The sequence below is a fragment of the Pseudomonas sp. 31-12 genome (assembly GCF_003151075.1).
Classification (GTDB): Bacteria; Pseudomonadota; Gammaproteobacteria; order Pseudomonadales; family Pseudomonadaceae; genus Aquipseudomonas.
Map to the genome: position 1 here is coordinate 3,539,055 of NZ_CP029482.1, position 21,267 is coordinate 3,560,321.

The 21,267-nt window shown below is 55.2% G+C and carries 12 protein-coding genes; 6 read left to right on the forward strand and 6 right to left on the reverse strand.

Annotation, left to right across the window (positions count from 1 at the left end):
• The first annotated feature begins 94 nt into the window (after window positions 1-94).
• Window positions 95-775 carry an HNH endonuclease gene (locus tag DJ564_RS16635; protein ID WP_109631504.1) on the forward strand — a complete coding sequence of 227 codons (681 nt, stop codon included), beginning with the start codon at window positions 95-97 and terminating at the stop codon, window positions 773-775.
• 140 nt (window positions 776-915) lie between these two features.
• Here the strand turns inward: DJ564_RS16635 and DJ564_RS16640 are convergent, their stop codons facing one another.
• The 3 genes from DJ564_RS16640 to DJ564_RS16650 all read right to left on the reverse strand — a co-directional run bounded on the left by DJ564_RS16640 (window position 916) and on the right by DJ564_RS16650 (window position 2,817).
• Window positions 916-1,725, reverse strand: coding sequence for a hypothetical protein (locus tag DJ564_RS16640; protein ID WP_109631507.1), 810 nt, complete (start codon window positions 1,723-1,725; stop codon window positions 916-918).
• A gap of 171 nt (window positions 1,726-1,896) precedes the next feature.
• Window positions 1,897-2,331 (reverse strand): hypothetical protein, encoded by a 435-nt coding sequence (locus DJ564_RS16645; RefSeq protein ID WP_109631510.1) that lies wholly within the window; start codon window positions 2,329-2,331, stop codon window positions 1,897-1,899.
• A gap of 222 nt (window positions 2,332-2,553) precedes the next feature.
• Entirely contained in the window at window positions 2,554-2,817 is a 264-nt protein-coding gene (locus DJ564_RS16650) for a hypothetical protein (RefSeq protein WP_109631513.1), read from the reverse strand.
• Between the two features lie 209 nt (window positions 2,818-3,026).
• On the opposite strand from DJ564_RS16650, the gene DJ564_RS16655 reads away from it, so the two are divergent.
• The 3 genes from DJ564_RS16655 (at window position 3,027) to DJ564_RS16670 (ending at window position 9,988) form a co-directional block, all read left to right on the forward strand.
• The gene (locus tag DJ564_RS16655) at window positions 3,027-5,009 is read left to right on the forward strand and encodes an ATP-binding protein (protein WP_109631516.1); all 1,983 of its coding nucleotides are present in this window, start codon (window positions 3,027-3,029) and stop codon (window positions 5,007-5,009) included.
• An 824-nt stretch (window positions 5,010-5,833) separates the two neighbouring features.
• Window positions 5,834-8,551 carry a hypothetical protein gene (locus tag DJ564_RS16665; protein ID WP_109631523.1) on the forward strand — a complete coding sequence of 906 codons (2,718 nt, stop codon included), beginning with the start codon at window positions 5,834-5,836 and terminating at the stop codon, window positions 8,549-8,551.
• A gap of 156 nt (window positions 8,552-8,707) precedes the next feature.
• On the forward strand, window positions 8,708-9,988 hold the full coding sequence (locus DJ564_RS16670) for a hypothetical protein (protein WP_109631525.1): 1,281 nt from the start codon (window positions 8,708-8,710) through the stop codon (window positions 9,986-9,988).
• Between the two features lie 142 nt (window positions 9,989-10,130).
• Here DJ564_RS16670 and DJ564_RS32030 read toward each other — a convergent pair whose 3' ends face one another.
• From DJ564_RS32030 to DJ564_RS16685, 3 genes are read right to left on the reverse strand one after another with little or no spacing between them, the layout of a single operon-like run.
• A complete protein-coding gene (locus DJ564_RS32030) occupies window positions 10,131-12,491 on the reverse strand; it encodes an RNaseH domain-containing protein (protein WP_162556212.1) in 2,361 nt (786 codons plus the stop codon).
• Window positions 12,469-15,609 (reverse strand): hypothetical protein, encoded by a 3,141-nt coding sequence (locus DJ564_RS16680; RefSeq protein WP_109631528.1) that lies wholly within the window; start codon window positions 15,607-15,609, stop codon window positions 12,469-12,471. Before DJ564_RS16680 ends, DJ564_RS32030 begins: the two co-directional genes overlap by 23 nt.
• Window positions 15,597-16,631, reverse strand: coding sequence for a hypothetical protein (locus DJ564_RS16685; protein WP_109631531.1), 1,035 nt, complete (start codon window positions 16,629-16,631; stop codon window positions 15,597-15,599). Before DJ564_RS16685 ends, DJ564_RS16680 begins: the two co-directional genes overlap by 13 nt.
• Before the next feature lie 470 nt (window positions 16,632-17,101).
• On the opposite strand from DJ564_RS16685, the gene DJ564_RS16690 reads away from it, so the two are divergent.
• Window positions 17,102-19,171 (forward strand): ATP-dependent endonuclease, encoded by a 2,070-nt coding sequence (locus DJ564_RS16690; RefSeq protein ID WP_109631534.1) that lies wholly within the window; start codon window positions 17,102-17,104, stop codon window positions 19,169-19,171.
• On the forward strand, window positions 19,168-21,219 hold the full coding sequence (locus DJ564_RS16695) for a UvrD-helicase domain-containing protein (RefSeq protein ID WP_109631537.1): 2,052 nt from the start codon (window positions 19,168-19,170) through the stop codon (window positions 21,217-21,219). The genes DJ564_RS16690 and DJ564_RS16695 overlap by 4 nt, the downstream gene beginning before the upstream one ends.
• The last annotated feature ends 48 nt before the right edge of the window (window positions 21,220-21,267 follow it).

The window sequence follows — 21,267 nt, forward strand, 5'->3', positions numbered from 1 at the left end:
TCGGAGGGCGGCTGGCAACGACAATAGGCGCTCATTTATACAATTGCCGAGCCAGCTGAAATATTCACATCGCTTGATTCAAGGAGTTTTCTGAATGCTGGTGCAAGAGGCAGTGAGCTTTACTAAAGAGGATCAACGGATCCTGGATTCTTTGATGCCTGGACAGGAGGGATGGCACACGCCGAGTGATCTGGAGTGCTTGCCCACCTGCCCATATTCAAGTCGGTGTGACGGCCATGGGCCGGCAAAGAAAGTTTGCTCAGATGATTGGAGACGAGCGCGATGGGATGAAGATTCCTCCAAGGTCTTCGTGCATGTCCTGAAGAACTTTGATTTTTACAACCAGGGCGATTTATTGCATTTAACCACCCAATCAAATCAAGTAGCGGGGCTTCATTTCAAATTCCTGAAAGCAAGGGAAAGCTTGGTTGCCCCGGAGTATGCGGAAGGATCTCTGCAAATGACCACGCATCGTCGGCGTGAGCGAGCCAAAGGTGTTTCTCTGCAGCTGAAGAACGAGCGTTTTTCCCAAACAGAAAAGCTTGAGTGTGAGGCGTGTGGCGTTGATTTTTACGCGCTTTACGGCACGGATGGCTTTCGGGTAATTGAATGCCATCACCAGATCCCACTGGCTCATGCTGACCATAAAGGGAAAACCAATGTGGAGGATTTAGCGTTGCTATGCGCGAATTGCCATAGGCTCGCTCACACATCGGAGTCACTGTATCTAACTCAGGCTTTGCGCCAATACGTTCAGGGGAAGGCAGGTAAATAATGGAAGTCTCAGCGCGGCTTTAGAACCGCGCTGAGCGTCTTCCCTGCATGCTCCCATTCGTATCCCAGGGAGATACTGGGTATCAAATCTTCTTGGGTTAACCCAGGCCATCAGGTGGGTTTTGCGCTGCGTTTGCGTTCTCACGCTCGATTGTATGAGGGAGAGATATGGTTCATTAGCTCTTCAAATTCTCCTTCAGAGGCCGAATACAGCGGTTCGAATTGCCCCTCATCTCCCGCAAAGACATATTGAGAACAGCGACACGCGTCTGCGTCCTCTTCACAGTTTTGGCAGGGGGAGGAGCAAATTTCTATCATTCGATCGATCGCCGTCGAAGGGTCAAAAGGATCGTAGGTATCGGAGTAACCCCCATGCCAAATGATCACTTCACCTTTGGCAAATTCCAGCACACTCTCTGCACTGTCGAACTCCCAATTAGCCAAAGCCCTTAGCGCTGGCAGAAGCACAACCCGGCAATAGTCGAATCGGTAGTTTTCCAGATGACATAGCACGCAACCCTCATCCTCCACTAAGCTCTGAAAAGAAATCTGCCCGTAGCGCTCACCAAGGCTCTTGTATCGCCGAGGATCAACTCGAATATGTTTGAGCGCATTGTTGATCGCATCGATCAACTCCATTTTGCGGTTACTCAGATACGCACCCGATACCGCGAATTTTTCGTCAAAGGACTTCACGAGATCAGTGCGACTTTCTTTTATCCCGGCGGCCGATCGGATGGCCTGCAAGTAGTCAACACTGTGGGCCACAATCAAATTCACTCCAAAAGCCTGATGGAGCAAAACCTCATTGTTTCTTACTTTCGCCTCCAACTCTTCCTTTGCAGGCTCAAGGATGAATTCAATGTAGTGTTTGTAATCGTCGCAGGCGTCTCGGATAGAGGAGGTCATTTCGACCACTGGCCGAGACGTCGAGTCATTGATGATTGCCATTGAGTTTCCTTGTTTATTCGAGGTCAGGCGGCATCAGCGGACGCCGTCCGCCTTACACATCCCTCTGTGAGATACCGCTGACTGCCCACTGAATGATGTCACTTTTCGAAGGGAGTCAGAGGTGCTGACTCTATCCTCAAAATACGAATGGACAATTTGTGCTGTGCGATTTCAGTGGGTATTCATGCGCAGTGCTTTTGCGATGAAGCCCATTGATATCGCCATCCTCTTGACCCAGCGATAGGTGAGCGTCGGATTGGTCACCAGATGGTAACGATCATTGAGATCCTGAATTCGAACCAGGATCTGCTGGCGCTCGATAGCGGAAAGATCCCGCTGCATCAGGTGTGCTTCCAATTTAGCCAGCTTGGCTTCGTACTCACGTGTCCAGGCGGGCCTTAGGTAGTTCTGAATCTTTTCCAGGTTCAGGTAGAGGACTCCAGCAGCCGAGAGCGTGATGGAACTCGTCACGATGGTCAGGTCACCTTGATTCCACAAGGTGGCGAGTGCCATACATGGCGATAGTGCAACCAGACTTAGGTACAGCAGACGCTTTGGAGGATCTTTCCTGTCTTCCGGAGCCGTGCGCAGCAGAGCAGTGAACATGGATTCGTCCTTCAGTGGATTCGAAGCGGATGCTCTCATAAATTATTTGGCCAGAGAGGCCAGAATTTGTTACCGATTTTATGCATGGCCGCCGCTCTGCCAAAGCGCCACTCGCAGGCTTCTGAGACCGCTGACGGCAGTTATTTTCTCGATGACCTTCCGAAGCCCAGGTTGCCCGCGATTTCAGGCACTGCAAAGAATCAGCTAGGCACCAAAGCGCGTTCACAGCTTGTTGATTAACGCCTCTGTCAGCCGCCGAATTTCCCCAGCTGCATGCGAGTGCGCGTCGACGTCCGCAAAAGAATGGAAATAGCAATAACCATTCAAGAACGCCCGGCTTTCATTGTAATGTTCGATAGCAACTTTGTATGAGGCCGTCATTTCGGTGGAGAGTATCGGGAAGTCCAGCGCTCGGTTCATCTGATAAATGCGCTCGCGACGCAGGGTCTGCGCACGCTCGGCTTGCTTCCCTTCGTGAAAGCCCAAATCTAGCTGGTCATTTGTTCAGGACTCTGGGTGATGGACAACGAAGAGGGACGTTGCCTGCAATGGCATGCAACGAATCCGAAAGCGACTAAGGCTCGATCCAGGTCGACTTCGGCTAGATTCAGCTAAACCTGCTATTGAGGTACGATAGCTGACATGCGTTGCACCCAGGCAAATGTCCGGGAAACACCACTCCATGGAGGGAATCAATGTCTGACCAGAACCGTCACCTTTCGTTGTTTGAGGAAGACTATCTTCTCCGTGAACTGGGCCCGGTTGCGCACGTGCCGCAGGTGGCGCTGACTGAGCTTGTGGCCAACGCCTGGGACGCAGGCGCGAGCAAGGTCGATCTGTTTCTACCTACCGAGCTTGGCGGTACCCTGACCGTGGTCGATGATGGACACGGAATGTCTGCCCAGCAGTTCAGGAAACGTTGGATGACGCTTCGATATAATCGTCTCAAGCACCAAAGTGCCAAAGTTGAATTTCCCAAGGAGAGGAGCTCCAAACTCAGGAAAGCCTATGGGCGTAACGGGGTGGGTCGACATGGGCTGCTATGTTTCGGTGATCAGTACCAGGTCGACACATGGCGCGACTCCAAGCTCAGCACCTTCGTGGTGAGTACAGAGTCTGGGCCCAGTCCGTTTGTGGTGCGTTCAGAAGAGTTTGCCGAGCGTGAAGGGGCTGGCACACGGCTGTCTGTTTCAGTCACCCGCAAGATGCCGGATGTCAAAGAAATCATCACGGTACTCGCCGCACGATTCATCCATGACCCGGGATTCCAGATTCGAGTAAATGGTACGCCTTTGACCTTGGCGAAACTTGAGCAGCATGCCCGCACGCACGCCCTGAAGCTGAGTGATGGCCGCACGGCAAAAGTCATCGTCATCGACTCCACACAGCAGAACCATTCGTCCATCCACCAAGGCGTGGCATTTTGGGTTGAACACCGACTCGTGGGTAACCCCTCTTGGGTCATCGGCCAGGTCGCGAACTTCGATGGGCGTACGAGGTTCGCCAAACGTTACAAGGTTATCGTGGACACTCAGGGCTTTGAAGGTCACGTGACCCAAGACTGGACAGGGTTTCAGTCGACACCTGCCGTCGAGGAGTTGTACAAGGCCGCTGCGGAATGCATCACTCGGGTGGCGGATGAACTGGCGACAGAGGTCGTGGAGGCCACCTCCGAAGATGCCCTGGTACAGAACCGTTCAGAGCTCAAATCCCTGGGGCATGGTGCTCAACTCGAAGTATCAGAGTTCACGAAAGCTGTCGCCCAGGCCCACCCTATGGTGTCTCCAGAATTTCTCGCCACGGCGGTGAAAGCAGTCATCAACCTTGAGAAGTCCAAGAGCGGGGCATCCTTACTACAAAAGCTGGCTAACCTGCCTGCGACCGATATTGAAGGCTTGGATTCCCTCTTGGCAGACTGGTCAGTTAAGGACGCATTGCGCGTGCTTGACGAGATTGATGGCCGGCTCTGCGTCATTGAGGCCATCACCAGGCTGGCGGAAGATCCTGAGACGGATGAGCTCCACACCCTACACCCTCTGATTCTGCGATCCCGCTGGTTGTTTGGCCCCGAGTTCGAGTCGATGGAGTACTGCTCAAACATGACGTTGAAAAGCGTTGCGAAACAGCTCTGGGGGGATGGCGACGCCTCCTTTGCCAACGAGCGTAAGCGACCAGACATCGTGGTGCTGCCAGATCGATCCACAGTACAACTGGTGGGTATCGAGCATTTCGATCCTCAAGATGCGTCTATCGTCCAGATGCAGAACATCCTTCTGATTGAGCTCAAGAAAGGCGGCTTCAAACTCAATCGGCAGGAGGTCAACCAGGCCGACGGGTACGTCCAAGACATCGCGGGCTCAGGCTACGTCAACGGCTCACCGTTCATAACGGCCTGGGTCGTGGGGCAGTCGATCGCTGCCGGGGTTGGTACTTCCAAGACGGTAGGGGATGAGTCCCGTAAGTACGGGCAAGTCCGAGCTACTACTTATGGAGCTTTGGTTAGCACAGCCAACTTGCGGCTGATGCGGTTACGGAAAACCTTGGAAGACCGGTACGACAACATCAAAACGGACGCGCTCCTCGTCAAGGTATTGTCGACCCAAGAGCAGGGCAACCTCGACCTTGACGCGTCTCGTGCTGCTGAAACGCAGGACACCGCTATCAAGGAAGCGGTCTAACAACAGAGGAGGAGGAGAGCTGAATTTCGTGATCAGATTTATTGCCTGAATTGATCCTCAGCTCAGGCTTTCATTTGTAGGATGCTCTACAGCTCATGACTTTCAGCCCACGCTCTCTCGAAAAGCTGCGAGCGCGTCTGGATGTATAGTTCGGTAGAATGAAAACCCACCGCTGATTCCAGCTTGCCGGCCTTTCCGAAGTCACTGCTAGAGACCCAGACAGTATCAGGAGCCACCAGGACGGCTTTTGGACCTATGTCACGGTGCACAGCGATCCGGAGCCAGGGCCTCGCTGCCTTCAGGGTTTTAGCGCCAGCAGTGGCGTCTGCGTGCGCCACTATCCATATGTCTCGGGGCCGCTTATCCAGAATTTTCGTGATGTAATATATATCAGGCAGACCACGGGTCAGGATCAAGATTTCGCCGGTGGCTTTGCTGATTTGACTCAAACGCGTAGCCCATGTCGACGCGCCAATGGACATCTTTGCGTCCGAGCATGAAAAAGCGAATCCGCCGCTGTCATCGCTGAAAGCCATGTCATCTTCACCCCATTTGTCTAGTGCATGATCGTGGCATAGAAGGACGTATGAGGTCGACTAGCTTGCTCGACACGTTTTGTTCCATTCTTTCAAGAGTTAGGGGGTGAACGGCCTGTGTTGGAATGGCCGAACGAATTCCTCAGGCCTCGCGTTCTTGGGAAGGGCCAGATAGCATTCCCAATTCGGCATCTGCAAAGTTTTGCGCCACAATCACTCGCGTTGAAGTTTCTCCACAGCGCTCCGCACGCCCCCAGCTTTGGGTGATACTTGAGGAAGGTGGGTTAGATGGATCCCTACAAACGCAAACACTACGTAAGAAGAATATCCAGTGAAATCGGTTCAATAGGCCAAGCCTTCGAGGCATTCGGGGGGCTAGTCCTGAATCTGGTTCTCAAGGTGCCGGTGAGCTCTCGAGGAATCAATCCCAGAGGTTTCCCCGTTGCAGGCGTTGTTGATGGAGTCTCGCCGGACGGTTCTCACGCTGCAGAGTATTCCGCCGTTGAGAAGTACTTCGCGTCTGCCATGGACAAAGCACAGTCTGACGTGCGCCATGTGCTGGCGAAAGCTCCACATGCCAAAGAGATCTACTTGCTCGCCAGCGCTTTAAAGGCTCCCCAGATCGCTCAGGCCTTTGAAACTAAAGTGCTTGGTTGGCCAGAAATGAAAGGTCGATCACTCCATGTCCTGGGGGCTTCAGAAATCGCGGATGCGATCATAGAGAACGGCCTGGACGACGAACATGTCGTTCGCAAACTGGGCCATTACTTACCATCCCTGTCTCGTTTCTCAGAAGAGGAAGCGGCACAAGCACTTGTTCCTCAGATAGACCCCGCGCGCATCCCCCGGCCAGAAGTGGACGGATTGCTTGATAAGCTTTTTGCTGAGCGAAGCTGTGTGATTCTCGCGGGCTTGGCCGGTAGCGGGAAGTCGGACGCGGCGGCCGCTTATGCTCACCGTAACTGGCACAAGTACCACACGGTGCTGTGGCTTCCAGGGGGGGATCTGGAGAGAATCGAAGATCTCCAAGCGGTACCAATCACTCGAATGGGCGAACGCCGCAACGTAGCAGGCCTACTGAAAAGTCGCCCGTGCTTGGTGATCATTGATGATGCAAAGGAGCATTTTACATCCGGTGCGCTTTCATCGCTGTGCGGGCCAGGATCCCATGTGTTGCTAACCCGTAGAGCCCTCTCAGTTGACGCACACGGAATTCCTCCGATGTCACCATGGGATGCCCAGCAATTGCTGACGCGAAACCTGTCACCCTGTCCAACTCGGACTTGGGACAAGATTTGGCAGTCTGTCGGAGGGCATCCCCTAACCATCAATCTACTCAATGCAGCGGTTTGCGAAGGTGCGTCCTGGGCCGACATTGAGCAGGATTGCCAAATGCCTGGAACGCTCGAATCAAATGGCCAAATATTGGCCGATCGGCTGCTCGGTCGATTACGTATTGCTTCTGAGCAGGGGCTTGCATTCTTTGAATGGGCGGGCAACTCGCAAATTGATTACAAGCTGATGGTGGCGTTGTCCACTCCAGCGCTGGCAAGGACGTTGCGCAAGTACGGCCTGACCGCCCCGAGTAGGCCAGGAGTTTTACGCCTCCACGATGTGGTTTATGCCAGCCTTTCAGCCCAGACCTGGTGGACGCAGTCTCATCGGGATGCAATCACCGACAAGGTTTGCGCTTACATGGGTACCGTTGCGTTGGGTACCGATTTAGCTTTTTGGTCGGCAGCGATCAACCTGCGTGTCAAGATTGAGCGCCTGGTTGAAGGGGGAGATCGTAGACCCGCATTCATCTACGCCATGTTATCTACATGGGCGCCGTCGGAGGTACGACCAGATCTGTTAGCCAACCCACGCATGGATGCCGACCTGATAGGCGAAGGCGCTAACCCCGCTTCGCCGATAGCGACGATGGCCCTGATTGAGACGGTTGAGAAACTCTATCTGCATGAGAAAATCACCTCCCGCAGCGACGCACAGCACATGCTTGGTGAACGGATTGAGGTATTCGACAAGCTGGCTGTAGCGAAAGGGTTAACCATCAAGCAGCAGTCTGAGATCCAGCACCACAAGGGAAAGGCACTTGTACGCCTGAACCGTGAGGCTGAGGCACTCACCATTTTCGACGCAGTCTTGGCCGGGCCTCATCCCTTGCCGGAAACCGAAATCCAGATCATGCGCCTCTTCAAGAAAGGTGGCCCTCTTAATCAGGAGCGTGCTGCCGATATTGCCAATGGAATTTTCACTGCAGCCGCTTCCAACGAGCCGGTCTCCCATTCAGTGTTCTTTGCCGCGGTTGAGCTAGCGACCTGGCTGCGACTCGCTGACCTCATTATTAAGCATGAGACTCTCATCACTACGATGCTCGTCGAGGCAGCAGAACTAGGCATCTCCCAAGCTCTTCAGACGATGTCCTCCATTTCAAGATTCCTTTCAAAGGAAGCCCCCGATTTTCTAAACAGACTCATCTCGGCGATCCCTCCTAAAGTCATTGATGAACTGCCTCTTCCGCAGGACAGGTTTGCTTGGGCCGATATTCTGTTTGAAGCGTCACGTATCGCTGATGCCTCTGCTGAATCACAACGGGCAGAATCATTGCGTCTGTTCGAGACGCTCCCGCCTGAGAGTTTCCACAGCCAGCGCCATGCTGAGTTACTGCTGCTAATGCAAAGACCTGAAGAAGCCAAGGCATTGCTGAGTACACGAGAAGACTTACAAAACGGCCCCTTTGCCCAACGACTCATGGCAATTGCTGAATATCAGCTGGGGCATCCGACCGTTGCTCTAAAGTGGATTGACAGTGCGTTCGAACATCTGTCACCCAAGCAGTCGAAGTACCGATACGAGTTTCATGAACACCGTTTCGACTTCCTCGCCGCGATCCCGGGTGCATCACCTTTAGCTGAGCTCGAAAGAGCGATTGAGCTGAGTGCCTCCGGGAAAGAGCACGAGCGTTTGAAAGGTCGGTTAGCAGCTTTTCTGAAGGGTCGGTAAGAGCCAGCCGACGGAGCAACCCAGAATTGAGAAACAACTGCCGAGGATTGCTCGGTAGTTGGTCTCATTCGAGCGTTTCACTCTTGTTCACCTCGAAACAAAAAGCTCTGTCTCGGTACATTTGGCGTTTCTTTGCCTCCATCACGGATTACTCGAATGCTCGGCGTTAGCCTGAATTCCAGCAGCATCGCTACCTACGACCACTTAACCCAAACCATACATTTAAAACGAACTGAAGAGCCTGACCTGTTGAAACTCACCGAGGCCATCTACGCCCCAAAGTGGGATGCAGGCCTTGCATTGGTCGACGGCGCACACAACGTACTTGCTCCGCTGGCGCATGAGACCCGTCACTGGCTCGACATGAATTGTTCAATCAGGGGGCTCAAAACGCTGAAGGCGATTTTTGAACTCCAAGCCAATCCTGTGGCAGGTAACCCTTCGGTGAAGGCGCTGAAGCGAGACATTACTCTCAATCGTTTCATCGAACGTTTTGAACACCAGGATTTAGCCGCTCGCTATCCTTGGCAGGTCGATTTTAGCCTTAGCATCCCGCATTCCCACGAGCAAATCGAACACATTTCCCTATGCTTTTACGGAGGGCAAGACCGTTCTCGTAATACCATACTGTTCAAGTCCCCCATCTACCTCGGAAGCCTACTGGAGACATGCGCTGTCTACCAAGAGCAGCGTGATATCCTGCCTTTGTTTTTGCGGGAGGGTCTTCCTCAAGGCGCCCGTGATGAAGCCGAAGCGAAAGCTCTGCGTCTTTTTCAAGATCCCACTGCTCCGGAATATCACGCCATCACTCATGCTGTCTCGAGTGCAGCACGCCAGCCCGAAGCAGTCGATGGAATCTCGCTCGCCGCAGGTCTTTGTACGTTGCTGCTGAATATGCCAACGCAGATGCTTAAGGACAGTTGCCAACGGTTTGAGGATGCACTGGGTAACAGACGTTACGGAAACGGCCACGTCTTAGCGGCCGACCAGTTGAGGCGCATGGTAGGGGTTTCTCCGGAAGCAGCACTAATCCATAGCGTCGTGAACGAATTGGCTCGTCGCTCAACTGCCGGTGCGTTGTCCTTCAGCACTGACTTGATCTTCGATCTGGTGCCATTCTGGCGCAAAAGGCAGGATGAATTCTTCGAGCGCAGCCATGCCCATTTCGTGACGCAAATCAGCCAAATCAAAGGGCCTGAGTATTTCCATGACGCCGTTCCTGCACTGATTGAGAACAATCGGTGGCTGATGGAGCAAAAGTCCTTGGACCTGACCCTAGGCGGGCTACCGAATCGCCCTCCGATCATCTTTGGTGATGGATTTGTACTGAAAGGTGCTGATGCTTTCGAAGGCTTGGTACCTAATTTTGAGAGTGCGGATAACTCCGTAGTAGCATCCCTGCTGAACATCCAGGAACTGAGCCGTGACGCTGGATAAGGGCGGCATATCAGGGCTTTCGTCAGTCCCTTCATGAGCACGGTCTAATGATGATGAGCCCGTGCATGGGTTAGACACTCGCAGCCTGCTCAACACCAGCTAGATCAGGCGAGCCGCAGGCTGTGCCAAGCCATAGACTCAATCAAAAGCGACCCTTCCTCAGCTTCTCGGCAACCGGATGATCCTCTGCAATCTGCCGGGCTGCGTGAAGCGGGGAGGGAAGCCGAAGAAAACCATCCCACAATGGGGCATTCTTGCACCAGTATCCGGCCTGCAGCGCCATCTGGTCTTTGTTTGCAAAGTTGCCTTCCTGGATCATCACAAACTCCGTCACTCCCAGCTGCTGCCACGAATCCTTGAGCTGCGACTGGGTGACGTCGTAACGGGTGTGGTAACGGTGAGAGCGCACCTTATTGAAGGTCTTCGAGTAAGACGTGAAGTAATACACCAGTTCCTGGTGCTCAGCTTGGTGCACGCCGATTCGATTTCCTATGAACATCGGCGCCAGAGGTGAAAGTGACTGCACACCGGTCATTTGAGCTGTTTGATAATCAGACCGCGTGCGTATCAACCAAGCGTTTTTTGGAACGGGAGGCAATCCTTGGCCTGCGCCATCATTCATGCCTGGGTACAGGCGCTTCGCACCGGCGTTGATGTACACAATCAATGGACTCTCGGCCACGGCAGTAGGCGCGAGGAGTGCTTGCCTGATCAGCAGTTTGGCAGCGTCCTGATCCAGCAACTTCGGGCTTGCATGAATGGCACAGAGTCCTTCGCTGTAGCTTTTCCACTGACCTGGTTGACCACCTGCACCATCAACGTAGACCTGTAGATACCGGGTATTGACCAAGGAGCGCGTGATCACGGGCAGGTAAGTGTTGGACTTTTGGAGGTAATCGACATAAATCGAAACGACGGTCGTATTGGCCGGGATGCCTGCGGTACGTTTCAGTGGTAGCGGAACATAGCCGGTACCACGAGTCGCATCGATGAGGCTGTTGATGGCTGGGTAATCGACATGCGGATCAGACTCCTCAGTCTTGCCTTTGCGCAGCCGACTCTTCAATCCTGGAGCAGTGCCCTTCGATGACGTGGCTCCTTCACCTTGAGACGGCAGGTGGAAGATGAATTGCGTTGAGATCCCATGTTTGGCGCAGAGTGTCCGCAACACATGCTTCGGATCGTTTTCGTCCTTCGTGGCCACCTCGGGGGTTGTTTCGATAATCGCGGCGTCCGGCGCCAGGCTGGTCAGCCGTGGCAACAATTCATGGGTAAACCAGTTCTGAATGTCCATCGAGGTTGTCCTGGAAGTCAGTACCCGTTGCGCATCCTTGCACTGGATCTGCTGGAGTAGGACTTTAGGCTTGGGCTTTTCCTTGAACACGGGAGAAAGAGACTCCAGGTTTTCGTAGGCCGTGTTGATGCGCATCATGATGTCCGTGTGCGCGGTCACTACTGCGATTCGAATCGGCCGCTCTGGCTCGTCTGACGTTTTGTCTCGCTGAGCGATGAGCCGGCCCACATAGCGCGTCAGCATGGGCTTGGCTGAGATCAGGGTCTTCTGGACGTGAAAGCTTGCCTGGTCGAGGATGACCGTACCGACGCCACTGCCAATGGGCGAGCCAATCGGCGTGTGGGCATGAATCGGCCGGAGGGCCCCGGCCATAGAAATCTCATCGCCACCCAGCGCCGGCAAACTTCCTTCGCCCATGTGTTGGATGAGTTCGGCGGCAGGACTGGTGTAGACGGTCTGAAAGTGACCATCATCTGTCCGCAATGTGCGGATCTGGAACTTGGAAATTCCGCGAGCGGTTTTGATCCAGGTCGAGTGTGTGGTGTGACGCCACTCGGGCAAGATATGGCTCAGGTGAACCGTAACGGACGCGTACTGACTGGGCACCTTGTGCAGCAACAACAAACTCGTTGAAACGGAGTGCATAGCCACTGCGCGGCGATCGCCACGTTCGTAGAACAGCGGGTTGTCCCAGGCAAGCAAGGAGCCATCGCTGCAGACAGAGAGGTTTAACGGGACGGAAGACTCCATCGGTTTGCTCGATAATTGCTGCGCGAGCATCCACGGTACAACCTTGTAAGCCACCGTTGACTGTCGTGGGTCGTGCATTACGTCAGATGCATGGATAGGAATTGGGCGCTCTGGCACGAGCAGATCGATGAAGTCCTGTTGGCCTGGCATTGCTTTGCGCAGGATGTGCTGAGCCCATACGTTGATTGCCCGGTTCAGTTTGCCTGGGTCGATGGGCTTGAGTGACGCGATGGCTGGCGCCTCCTTGCTCTTGAGCAGTTGCGCGTTCACCCATACCGGGCCGCCTGACAGGTAACTGAGAATCTCTTCAAGTGACTCAGTGGGCAGATAGGGCTTACCGAAATGATTGGTGAGCAGTTGCCATCCATTCACGAAATCCCGTGAAGCGTGGTATTGCATGACGGGAGGAAGCTCGTCCGGGTCGAATCGGAACAGGTTAGTCCTCAGGGAAATCGTCATCAGGTAGCCCCTCTGTCTCTTGCGTGCCTGCAGTGGCTTGCGGGCCTACCGCTTCGATGTAAAGCGTCATGGCTTCCACCAGGCCCGCATGGTGCGTTGAAAATTCACTCCAGTGGCCATCCTGCTTGAGCTTCTCGATCGTCCGATTCAAAAGCATCGCCCAAGTGTAGCGGCTGTCGAAAAACGCCGCGTCAGCTAGATAGCAGGTGACGGGCGTGCCGCCACGCCTGGCACGCCCGACAAGCTGGGTGAGTGTCACCAGCACGTTCATGATGGTGAAGAACCGTATGCCTTTGGGTTGGCTGTAAAAGTAGGGGGGAGCCAGCCGGATGCCATTGAGTATTCGGTTCGCCATGGCTCGCTCCTTCAGTAGCGCCAGCCCCGGGCTGGGGGACGCTTCCACGCTTTCACCAACGCTGTAGCAAAGGTGTGCAAGGTTGTTGCCTGGCTGATCGGAAGAGGGCAACGGTCGCACACAAACGACTACTCCACCCAAGGCCGACTTCCCGTCCCTGGTCACTATGTTGTGACCACGCGCCATTGGGTAGATGGAGCTAACCATCAATTGCACATCAGCATTGGGGCCATCGGCAAACTCCACGAGATCGTCGTAAGTGAGCTTGTTCGCCAGGGGCAACCGCTCCTGTCGATCGGCTTTCTTGCCTCCCCGAATCCATACGACTTTGCGCTGGCCCGCTGAAATCTCGTAGAGCGTCGAGGCGAGTTGCTCTGCCTCGGCATCACTCCCCGTGACCAACAGCAATCGTGCTCGATGGCACGTGCTGTCATCTTGCTCCAATGCTGCTAAGCGACTGGTAAGCCATGGCCACAGCTCATAGGCCAGATCCCGGACATGAATGAGTCGAGAATCAAGCGATGCCCCCGATACATGCACTGAGACATTGACGTTTTCGAAGCGAATGTTCCCCTTGGCATCCGGTACGTCAATCAGCGTCTTTGCGTTCAAGTCGAAGCAGCTGGCGCCAGGGAAAAATGCCGTGGCACTGAAGCCAATAAAGGTGCGATTCACGCCGGCATGGATTTTCGATGTCAGGTTGGGCAGGTATTGAAGCGTCCGGTGAGGGTCGCCGGACATCGCCACTACCTGGAGCGACCACGTGTCCCGTCCATCCTGCTTGCGTTTGAATCCGTAAACTACACGCTGGAGAGGGCCAAGCGGCGTAGGGCTGAAGGGTGCTGATCCTGAAAGATCCTGCTGCACCCTCAGTGCTGCGGCTACTTTAGCGCGCGCCAGAACGGGGACATCTGCATAGAGGGTGCGAAGACTGCTTTCAATAAAGTGCAAACTCGTCCTGATGACCAATGACGACCTGAGCCTTTCGAGCTTTTTGTCGTTCAGCCGCTGCCCCAGGTTTTTCCGCTTCGCCAGCGTGCTGAGCAGCGCGCCGATGTTGACGACTACCTCAACCGGGCTCGGCAGTGGGTCGTTGTGTGAGAAGGCTTGCAAGAGTTCCCGCAGCGGCGCCAGGTGGGGAGGGATGGCCTGCTCACCATATCCGCAGACGCCGTCTAGCGCCAATGGATCGACGCCCAGGTAATCAGCAATCATCTGATCTTCTGCCCGCTCCCACACGGTCTCGCGGTCAGGCCAAGTGAGATGCTTCAGGGCCAACTGGAGCAGCCGTGTGGTATGGAGAATCACTGCATTGCACGCCCGTTGAGCACGGTACAGGGTAGACGCGTCGACGTCGGGAATGCTGTCTCGCCCAAAAATTTCCATATGTAGCTCAGCAAGGCTGCTGTGCTCGATGTGATTACTCAAAGGGAGTTCGAAGACGCTGGTATCGATCGCACTCAGCAGCAACCCATCGATCTCATCGACCATGAAGAGCGAGGCCGAACGGAGCAGCAGTTCGAGCAGGCTTCTCGACTCTCCGCCACCACCTTCTGTAGCGATGCGTGTGGTTCCGGAAATCAGGGCATGGTGGTTGACCACCACTATGTCGGCCGCCAAAGCTTGTTCGAGCATGGTGCGCTTGCCACACTGATTCAAAAACGGACAGCTACGAATGCGCTTGAACGTCTCCCGCCCCCGACGCTCGCCTGGAAGCTGCAGGTTGAAGCAGGGCTCCTCATCGCGCGGGCTCACGCTCCCGTCAGTGGCACAGGCATCGAGCAGGCATCGATAGTCGTAAGGATGATCCTCCCTTGCGCGGGCGAAGTAGTAATCACCCGCCTTGGCTATCCGGCGCTGGGAGTGCAGCGGGGCGATCTTCAGGTGAGGGGCCACGACCGGTACCGAGCGCTTCAAGGCTTCAACCATGTTGCGTACGTCAGTCAGGTTGGGCACCGCGATCACCACGCGATGGCACTGCAAGGCGGTGTGGATGCCCATCAACTGCATTACAACGGTTTTCCCCGTCCCAGTCGGCGCATTGACCCGATAGAACTTCCCGGCATGCGCTTCTACGTAACCATCGTTGCGCACGATTGCATTCAAGGAGCTTCGGTGGCTTTGGTGCAGATGGTTCGCGGGGTCACATCCCGCTTGATCCAGTGCACTGGCTATCTCGTAAAGCGAAGCCTTCTCCCAGGAGAACGTCGTGACATCCGAGGCCTCTACCAAGGGTAGACGGGTATCATCCAACACCAACCGCGAACGCTGCGCCTCGGAGATCACGAAAGTGCGGTAGCCATCAGAGTGTGTCTCCCGGAGGAGAATCTGCCCTTCAGTGGGCCATTTAGTGCATGACGGGGCAGTGGACTCCGTCTTGATGGCGTAGAGCTTCTCCTCGATCAGGCCGTCCAGGTCGAAGCCCACTTGAAAATAGTAAACATCAGTCTCCTTGAGGCGAGGAGGGGCTTGCTGGTCACTCAAGAGATCAGCCGCCGCTACCCGAAACGGCGCACCACCACCGAAGATTATTCGCCCGGCCTCTTCGAGAAATCGTCCAGTCTGGTTCAGGTCGACAGGGCGGTACTTGATGAGCGTGATGATCTGGTCGCGCACCCTCTCAGAAGCACTTTCCCAACCGCTCCAAAGATGGGGGCGCCCCACCAGGAATACTTCGGCATCAGCAAGGGTTGGCTCCTTGCTGATGTGCTTGATGGCCAACCCAAGCGCAAGAGCGGTGGCATTTTCAGTTAGCGTTGGCATAGTTTTTTCACCCAACGCAGGCACTGAGACTCAGACATGATCTGCCTGGGCGAGCACTGCTCATCAAGCGTGTGCAGGTATTGCGCCTGGTAGTCAGGGATGACGATGACCGTATCCGTTAGCGGAGTGCTGGCCAGGTGTTGCCCAAGGTTCTTGGTGGAATGCCATACCTTGGCATCCAGCGAGTAGGTTCGATCATCGAGGGTGAAGTGCAGGTCAGCCTGATCAACGTCGGGCCACAATTCGGCAGATACGCCCAGCCGACTGATGCCATCACGCAGGCGCAGCTCCAGTAGCCCAGGAATCAAGGTAAATGTCCACAGAGGTGGGGTGAGCCGGTACTTGTTCTTGGCAGGGTGTGGTGGTATTACCTTCGCGTTTCTAACGCTCACCAGTTCGTCATCCATCCACTGAAAAATTCCGACCGTTTGTTCACACCAGTGCGCGCCACAGGACACAGCGTGGCGGTGAATTTCCATTGGCCATCCACAGCTCGGGCACAGGTAGACCTGACCCAAACGGATCAGATGCTGAGGGATTGGCTCGTACAGCGAGTTGAAACTGACTTGCAGCGGGATCAAAAAGTCGAGGCTTCGGTCAGCATCAACGACACCATGGTCGATCAGAAACATCCGGAACAGCCGGTACTCATCATCCCCGCGGGGTCGCGTTCTGCAGAGGTCGCGAACGTTCTTCACGATCTGTTGAACACGCTCCCAGCCAACGCGAGGATTAGTCTCCAGCGCGATCGCATTGCACAGCATGGTGGGCTCGTCAGCAAACTGCAGTACGCCTTGGTACCCTTGCCTGAAACGGCTATCAAGCCATTGCTCAAGTGGCAGGCTTAGACAGGAGAGCAGGGTGGCGATTGTGCGGGGAGAGGATCCAGGCTCCAGCCACCAGAGCAATGCGCTGGCCTGACGCAGAAGGTCGTGCCGCTCGGCGTGCTGACGGGCATCGAGCTGCGCAGCCTTCACAATCAGGCTAAGCAAGCGTTGGGCGTTGCTGTCCACTGAGTCCATAAGCCCCCCTTGAATTGGAAGCATGCGTCCCTGCGCAGCATCGTGCTCGCATTTCTTACTATCTGATCAAGCAGGCTGGCCCAATATATCGGTAACCGCAAGACAGCCGGTCGGGCCGCGGTTAAAGGGATGGCCCCAGCGACCTAGCGCAAAGCCCATGATGCCTGGTCTGCTGTCTCGTCTCGGTTTCATATCGGGAGGGTAGTTCCGATAAATGGCGACGCGAGCGTGATGATAGCGATCGATTACCATACCGACGTTTCCAGAGCGAGGAAGCATGTTGCAGTATGTTCGCCCGACGCCAGGACAGTGCAACGTCTTGGGCTAGCAGGATTTAATACGACCGAATCGAGTAGCCCTCGACAGGCTTTCGTGGCATACAGCTACCGCATTCAGGGAGGAATGGTTCTAGCCAGGCTGGCGCTGGGCAAACCCTCTCCCTGCCACGGAATCAGGATGGGGGCAGCGCTGTGTACCTTTCGGCTTTGAAAATCAAAAATTTCCGTCAGTTCGGCCATGACAATCATGCGCTGAACATCCAATTCAATGAAGGCGTGACTGCTCTCGTAGGTGAGAACGATGCGGGTAAAACTGCCGTCATCGATGCGATCCGGTACGTTTTGCAGACCCGGGATGCTGAGTACCTTCGATTGCAAATCGAGGACTTCCACATTGCCAACGATGGCACTCAGGCGGAGACCATCACCCTCAGATGCACCCTGGAAGGCCTAAGCGTGGCGGAACTCGGCGCTTTCGCTGAGTACGTGACGTACACCGGTGGCGTTGGGCGACTGTACGTTCACTGGTCGGCTCGCCGCGTCGTTGCATCGGCCTCCACCCGCAAATGGGTCGATATCTCGGTTCGATCGGGTGAGAACGGAGAAGGCCCGGCTTTGGATGTGGGTGTACGGCAACTGTTAGCCACTGCATACCTGAAACCACTGCGGGACGCTGAGCGGGAAATGTCCCCAGGCCGCAATTCTAGGCTGTCCCAGGTATTGAGCAGTTTCCCTAATATTGAGGCGGGCAACTCGTTCGATTCGGCTGCACTCCCGGTCGACCTCTCTGACGCAGAAGCGCTGAGCATTGCCGGCATGGGCGATCTCCTGCGCCACCTTGTGAACCGCCACGGTGCCATCGTCTCCGCTCAAAAGGAGATCAACGAAACTTACCTTCGCCCACTATCCCTCGCTGGCCAACCCCTCACGAGTAGCATCGGTTTTGGGGAAGCCAGGACTGATCCAGCCAAGCTCAAGCAGATCCTGGAGCGATTGGAACTGGGGCTGCTGGATCATGCCACTGGAAAGGCGCGAGGCATCTACGGGCTGGGGTCAAACAACGTGTTGTTCATGGCCTGCGAATTACTGCTGCTCGGTAAGGAGCCCGACGGACTCCCGCTGCTCCTTATCGAAGAGCCAGAAGCCCACTTGCATCCGCAACGTCAGCTCCAATTGATGGAGTTTCTTGAAGCAGCGGCGAGGCCTTCGGCAGGCTTGAGGCCGGTTCAGGTCATCCTCACCACCCATAGCCCCAATCTGAGCTCGAAGATACCGTTGCAGAACTTGGTGCTAATGCAACGGCAACAGGCCTTCTCGCTAGCACAGAGTCAGACCTGCCTGGCGCCTGATGATTATCGCTTCCTCAGCCGCTTCCTGGACGTCACCAAGGCAGGGCTGTTCTTCGCAAAGGGCTTGCTTGTCGTGGAAGGCGATGCGGAAGCAATCTTGCTGCCTTCGCTTGCTCGACGCTTGGGTAAGGATCTTACCAAGCACGGCGTATCGATCATCAATGTTGGCGGTGTAGGGCTGCGGCGCTACTCAAAAATCTTGCAACGCAAAGATGCTTCAAAAGGCGAGATCACTGTGCCTACGGCATGCATCACCGACATGGACGTGATGCCGGACTGCGCGCCCGAGATTATGAGTTTGAAGGGGGTGAAGGGGTCGGTCTGGCCAGACAAAGCCGACCGGCGCTGGCGCGCCATGAAAGACTTTGGTATCACCCCGGCCGACCTTGAAAAAGGTCTCAAGGAGCATCGCGACAAGCGAACCGAGAGCGATGGGCAATGTGTGCGCACGTTCGTTGCCGACCACTGGACGCTCGAATACGACCTGGCGTTCCAAGGCCTTTCGAAGGAAGTCCATCATGCCGGATACCTGGCCATCAATGAGGACAAAATCGATGAAGGCAAGGAAACCAAGGACAGCCTGTTGAAAAAAGCGGACACGGCCTTCGCTAAAATCCAGTCCACCTATACCACCGAGGAAGCTCGGTGCTCCGCGATCTACAAGTTGTTTAAAAGGGCCTCCAAAGCGATCGCAGCACAGCACCTGATCGACCTGATTGACCAACGTTTCGAAGCTCGCACCCTGGATGCCATAACGCTGCGCGGGCTGCTGCCCACCTACGTTGTTCACGCGATCGAATATGCGACGGGGGGTTCAGCACTGGCCACGACCTCCAGTTCGGCTCACACCGTGACCGTGCCCACTGCACCGAATCCAGGATCGGCTGACCCGGTGGAGGAGGTCGCCAAATGACACTCAACCAACTGGTTGCCCCCATCACTGACGCCGATGTGGACTGGGTCATGGATCTGATGGGGCTTGAGGCGCTAGACGAGCCTCGTCGAGATTTTCTGAAGTCGATGGATACCGTTGATGTTGCGGCCTGTCCCGGGAGCGGTAAAACGACCTTGGTAGTGGCGAAGCTGGCGATTCTGGCACGCCATTGGAAGAGCCGTATGCAAGGAATCTGCGTGCTATCGCATACCAACGCGGCTCGAGAAGAGATTGAGAAACGGTTAGGCGGCACCGAGGTGGGGCAACGGCTGCTGCGTTTTCCTCACTACATCGACACCATCCATGGTTTCACCGGCAGATTCCTGGCCTCGCCATGGTTACGCTCGAAAGGGATTACGTTGCAGGCCATTGACGATGAGGCCACGCATAAAGCACGTCGAAGGGAGCTGACGTACCGCGAGCACTTAGGTGCACAAGCCGCCTTCGAGAAGAAATTCAAAAGTCTTCACAGCTTGCGGATCAGGTCTGCTGATTTCGACCGACCCCTCGGCGCTGAAGATATTGGTTTTGCGCCACACACGGCCACCTACAAGAGTGTGGTGAAATCGCTCAGTGGCGCAGCCAAGGCTGGCTACTTCTGCTTCGATGAGGTGTTCGTGCTGGGCCACGCCTTACTCGATCAGGAGGCGGGCGTGGGCGCTGCATTACGCGTGCGCTTCCCTTGCGTCTTGATCGATGAAATGCAGGACACCCAACCTGATCAAGCGGGCGTGCTTCAGCGTGTCTTTCCCCACGATGACCCAGACGTCCGAGTCATTCGCGTCGGCGATCCAAACCAGGAAATCTTCGAGAAGAAGACGCCAATGCAGGATCCGTTCCCTGATCCGGGCCGTCAGCTGGAGATCGCCAGCAGCTTCCGCTTTGATCAGGCCATTGCATCGATCGCCAACCCCTTTGCGTATGTCCCCATCACAAATGGTTTAGTAGGATTAAGGGCGCCGTGTACGCCAGACAGTGTCCCCAACACGATCATCGTCTTCCCTGACGAAGATGCGACCCAGGTATTGGATGAGTTCGCAAAACTGGTGCTTAAGCATCTGCCGACGGAAACCCGCAAGGCGGGTGTGTTCGCTGTCGGTGCGGTACACCGGCTTGAGAACTTCAAAGAGAACCAGTACCCAAAAGCCTTGGAGCATTACTGGCCATCCTATCGGTCTGATACGACCAAGACATCGTTCAAGCCTCGCACGTTCGCCGAAGGTGCACGCATTGCTCGGCGTTATGCGATGCGAGAGCCTACAGCCGCTTCAGCCGTTGAGCTGCTGGCTTACTGCCTGGCCAATCTGAGCGTATTGGCGTTTCCTAATAGCCCGGTGCAACTGAGAGGCCGACACCACGCTTCAGTCGAAGAGATACTCACAACCAAACCTGAAGCGTTCGCTCAATACCGCGAGTGCATCCAGCAAATTCTGTTCGTGCCATCGGAGGTCACAGAGCATGATTGGATCAAGGTCATTTCACCCAAGCTCTTGCTGCTGGCAGCTGTTCTTCATGATGTTGAGGGCGTAGCAGTTGATCTCCAAGCCCATCTGTACCTCGCTTGGGAGCCTGCACCCGCAGCCACTGAAGCCGGAGAAAGCGGCGGATCACTGATAAACACTTACCGATTCCAGGAGGGCGCCGACGGCGTCGATATCCGGATGTCATCCATTCATTCGGAAAAGGGCAAAACCCATTCTGCGACGCTAATTCTGGAGACCTTCAGGAAGACCCACTTAATTCAAAAGCTCATGCCGTGGCTTGAGGGCCAAAAGGCCGCTGCCAAGAGGCCACCGGACAGTGCTAAGAAAGACATGATGCTGATGTACGTGGGGATGACCCGGCCGACTCACATGCTGTGCCTGGCCATACGTCAGAGTACCTTGGGGGAGGGCGCCACTGGAGAGAAGCGCAGGGCGGCGCTCAAAACAGCCGGATGGTCGATTTTGGAACTGACAGCTCTGGCTCCAGTGCCAGCTACTCCGTTGCTCCCGTTACGCGAGGGGCAAAAACGCCTTTCGCTATGAATGACTGAGAGTAGGCCGGATCAAATAGAGAAATTTATTAACCCCTGA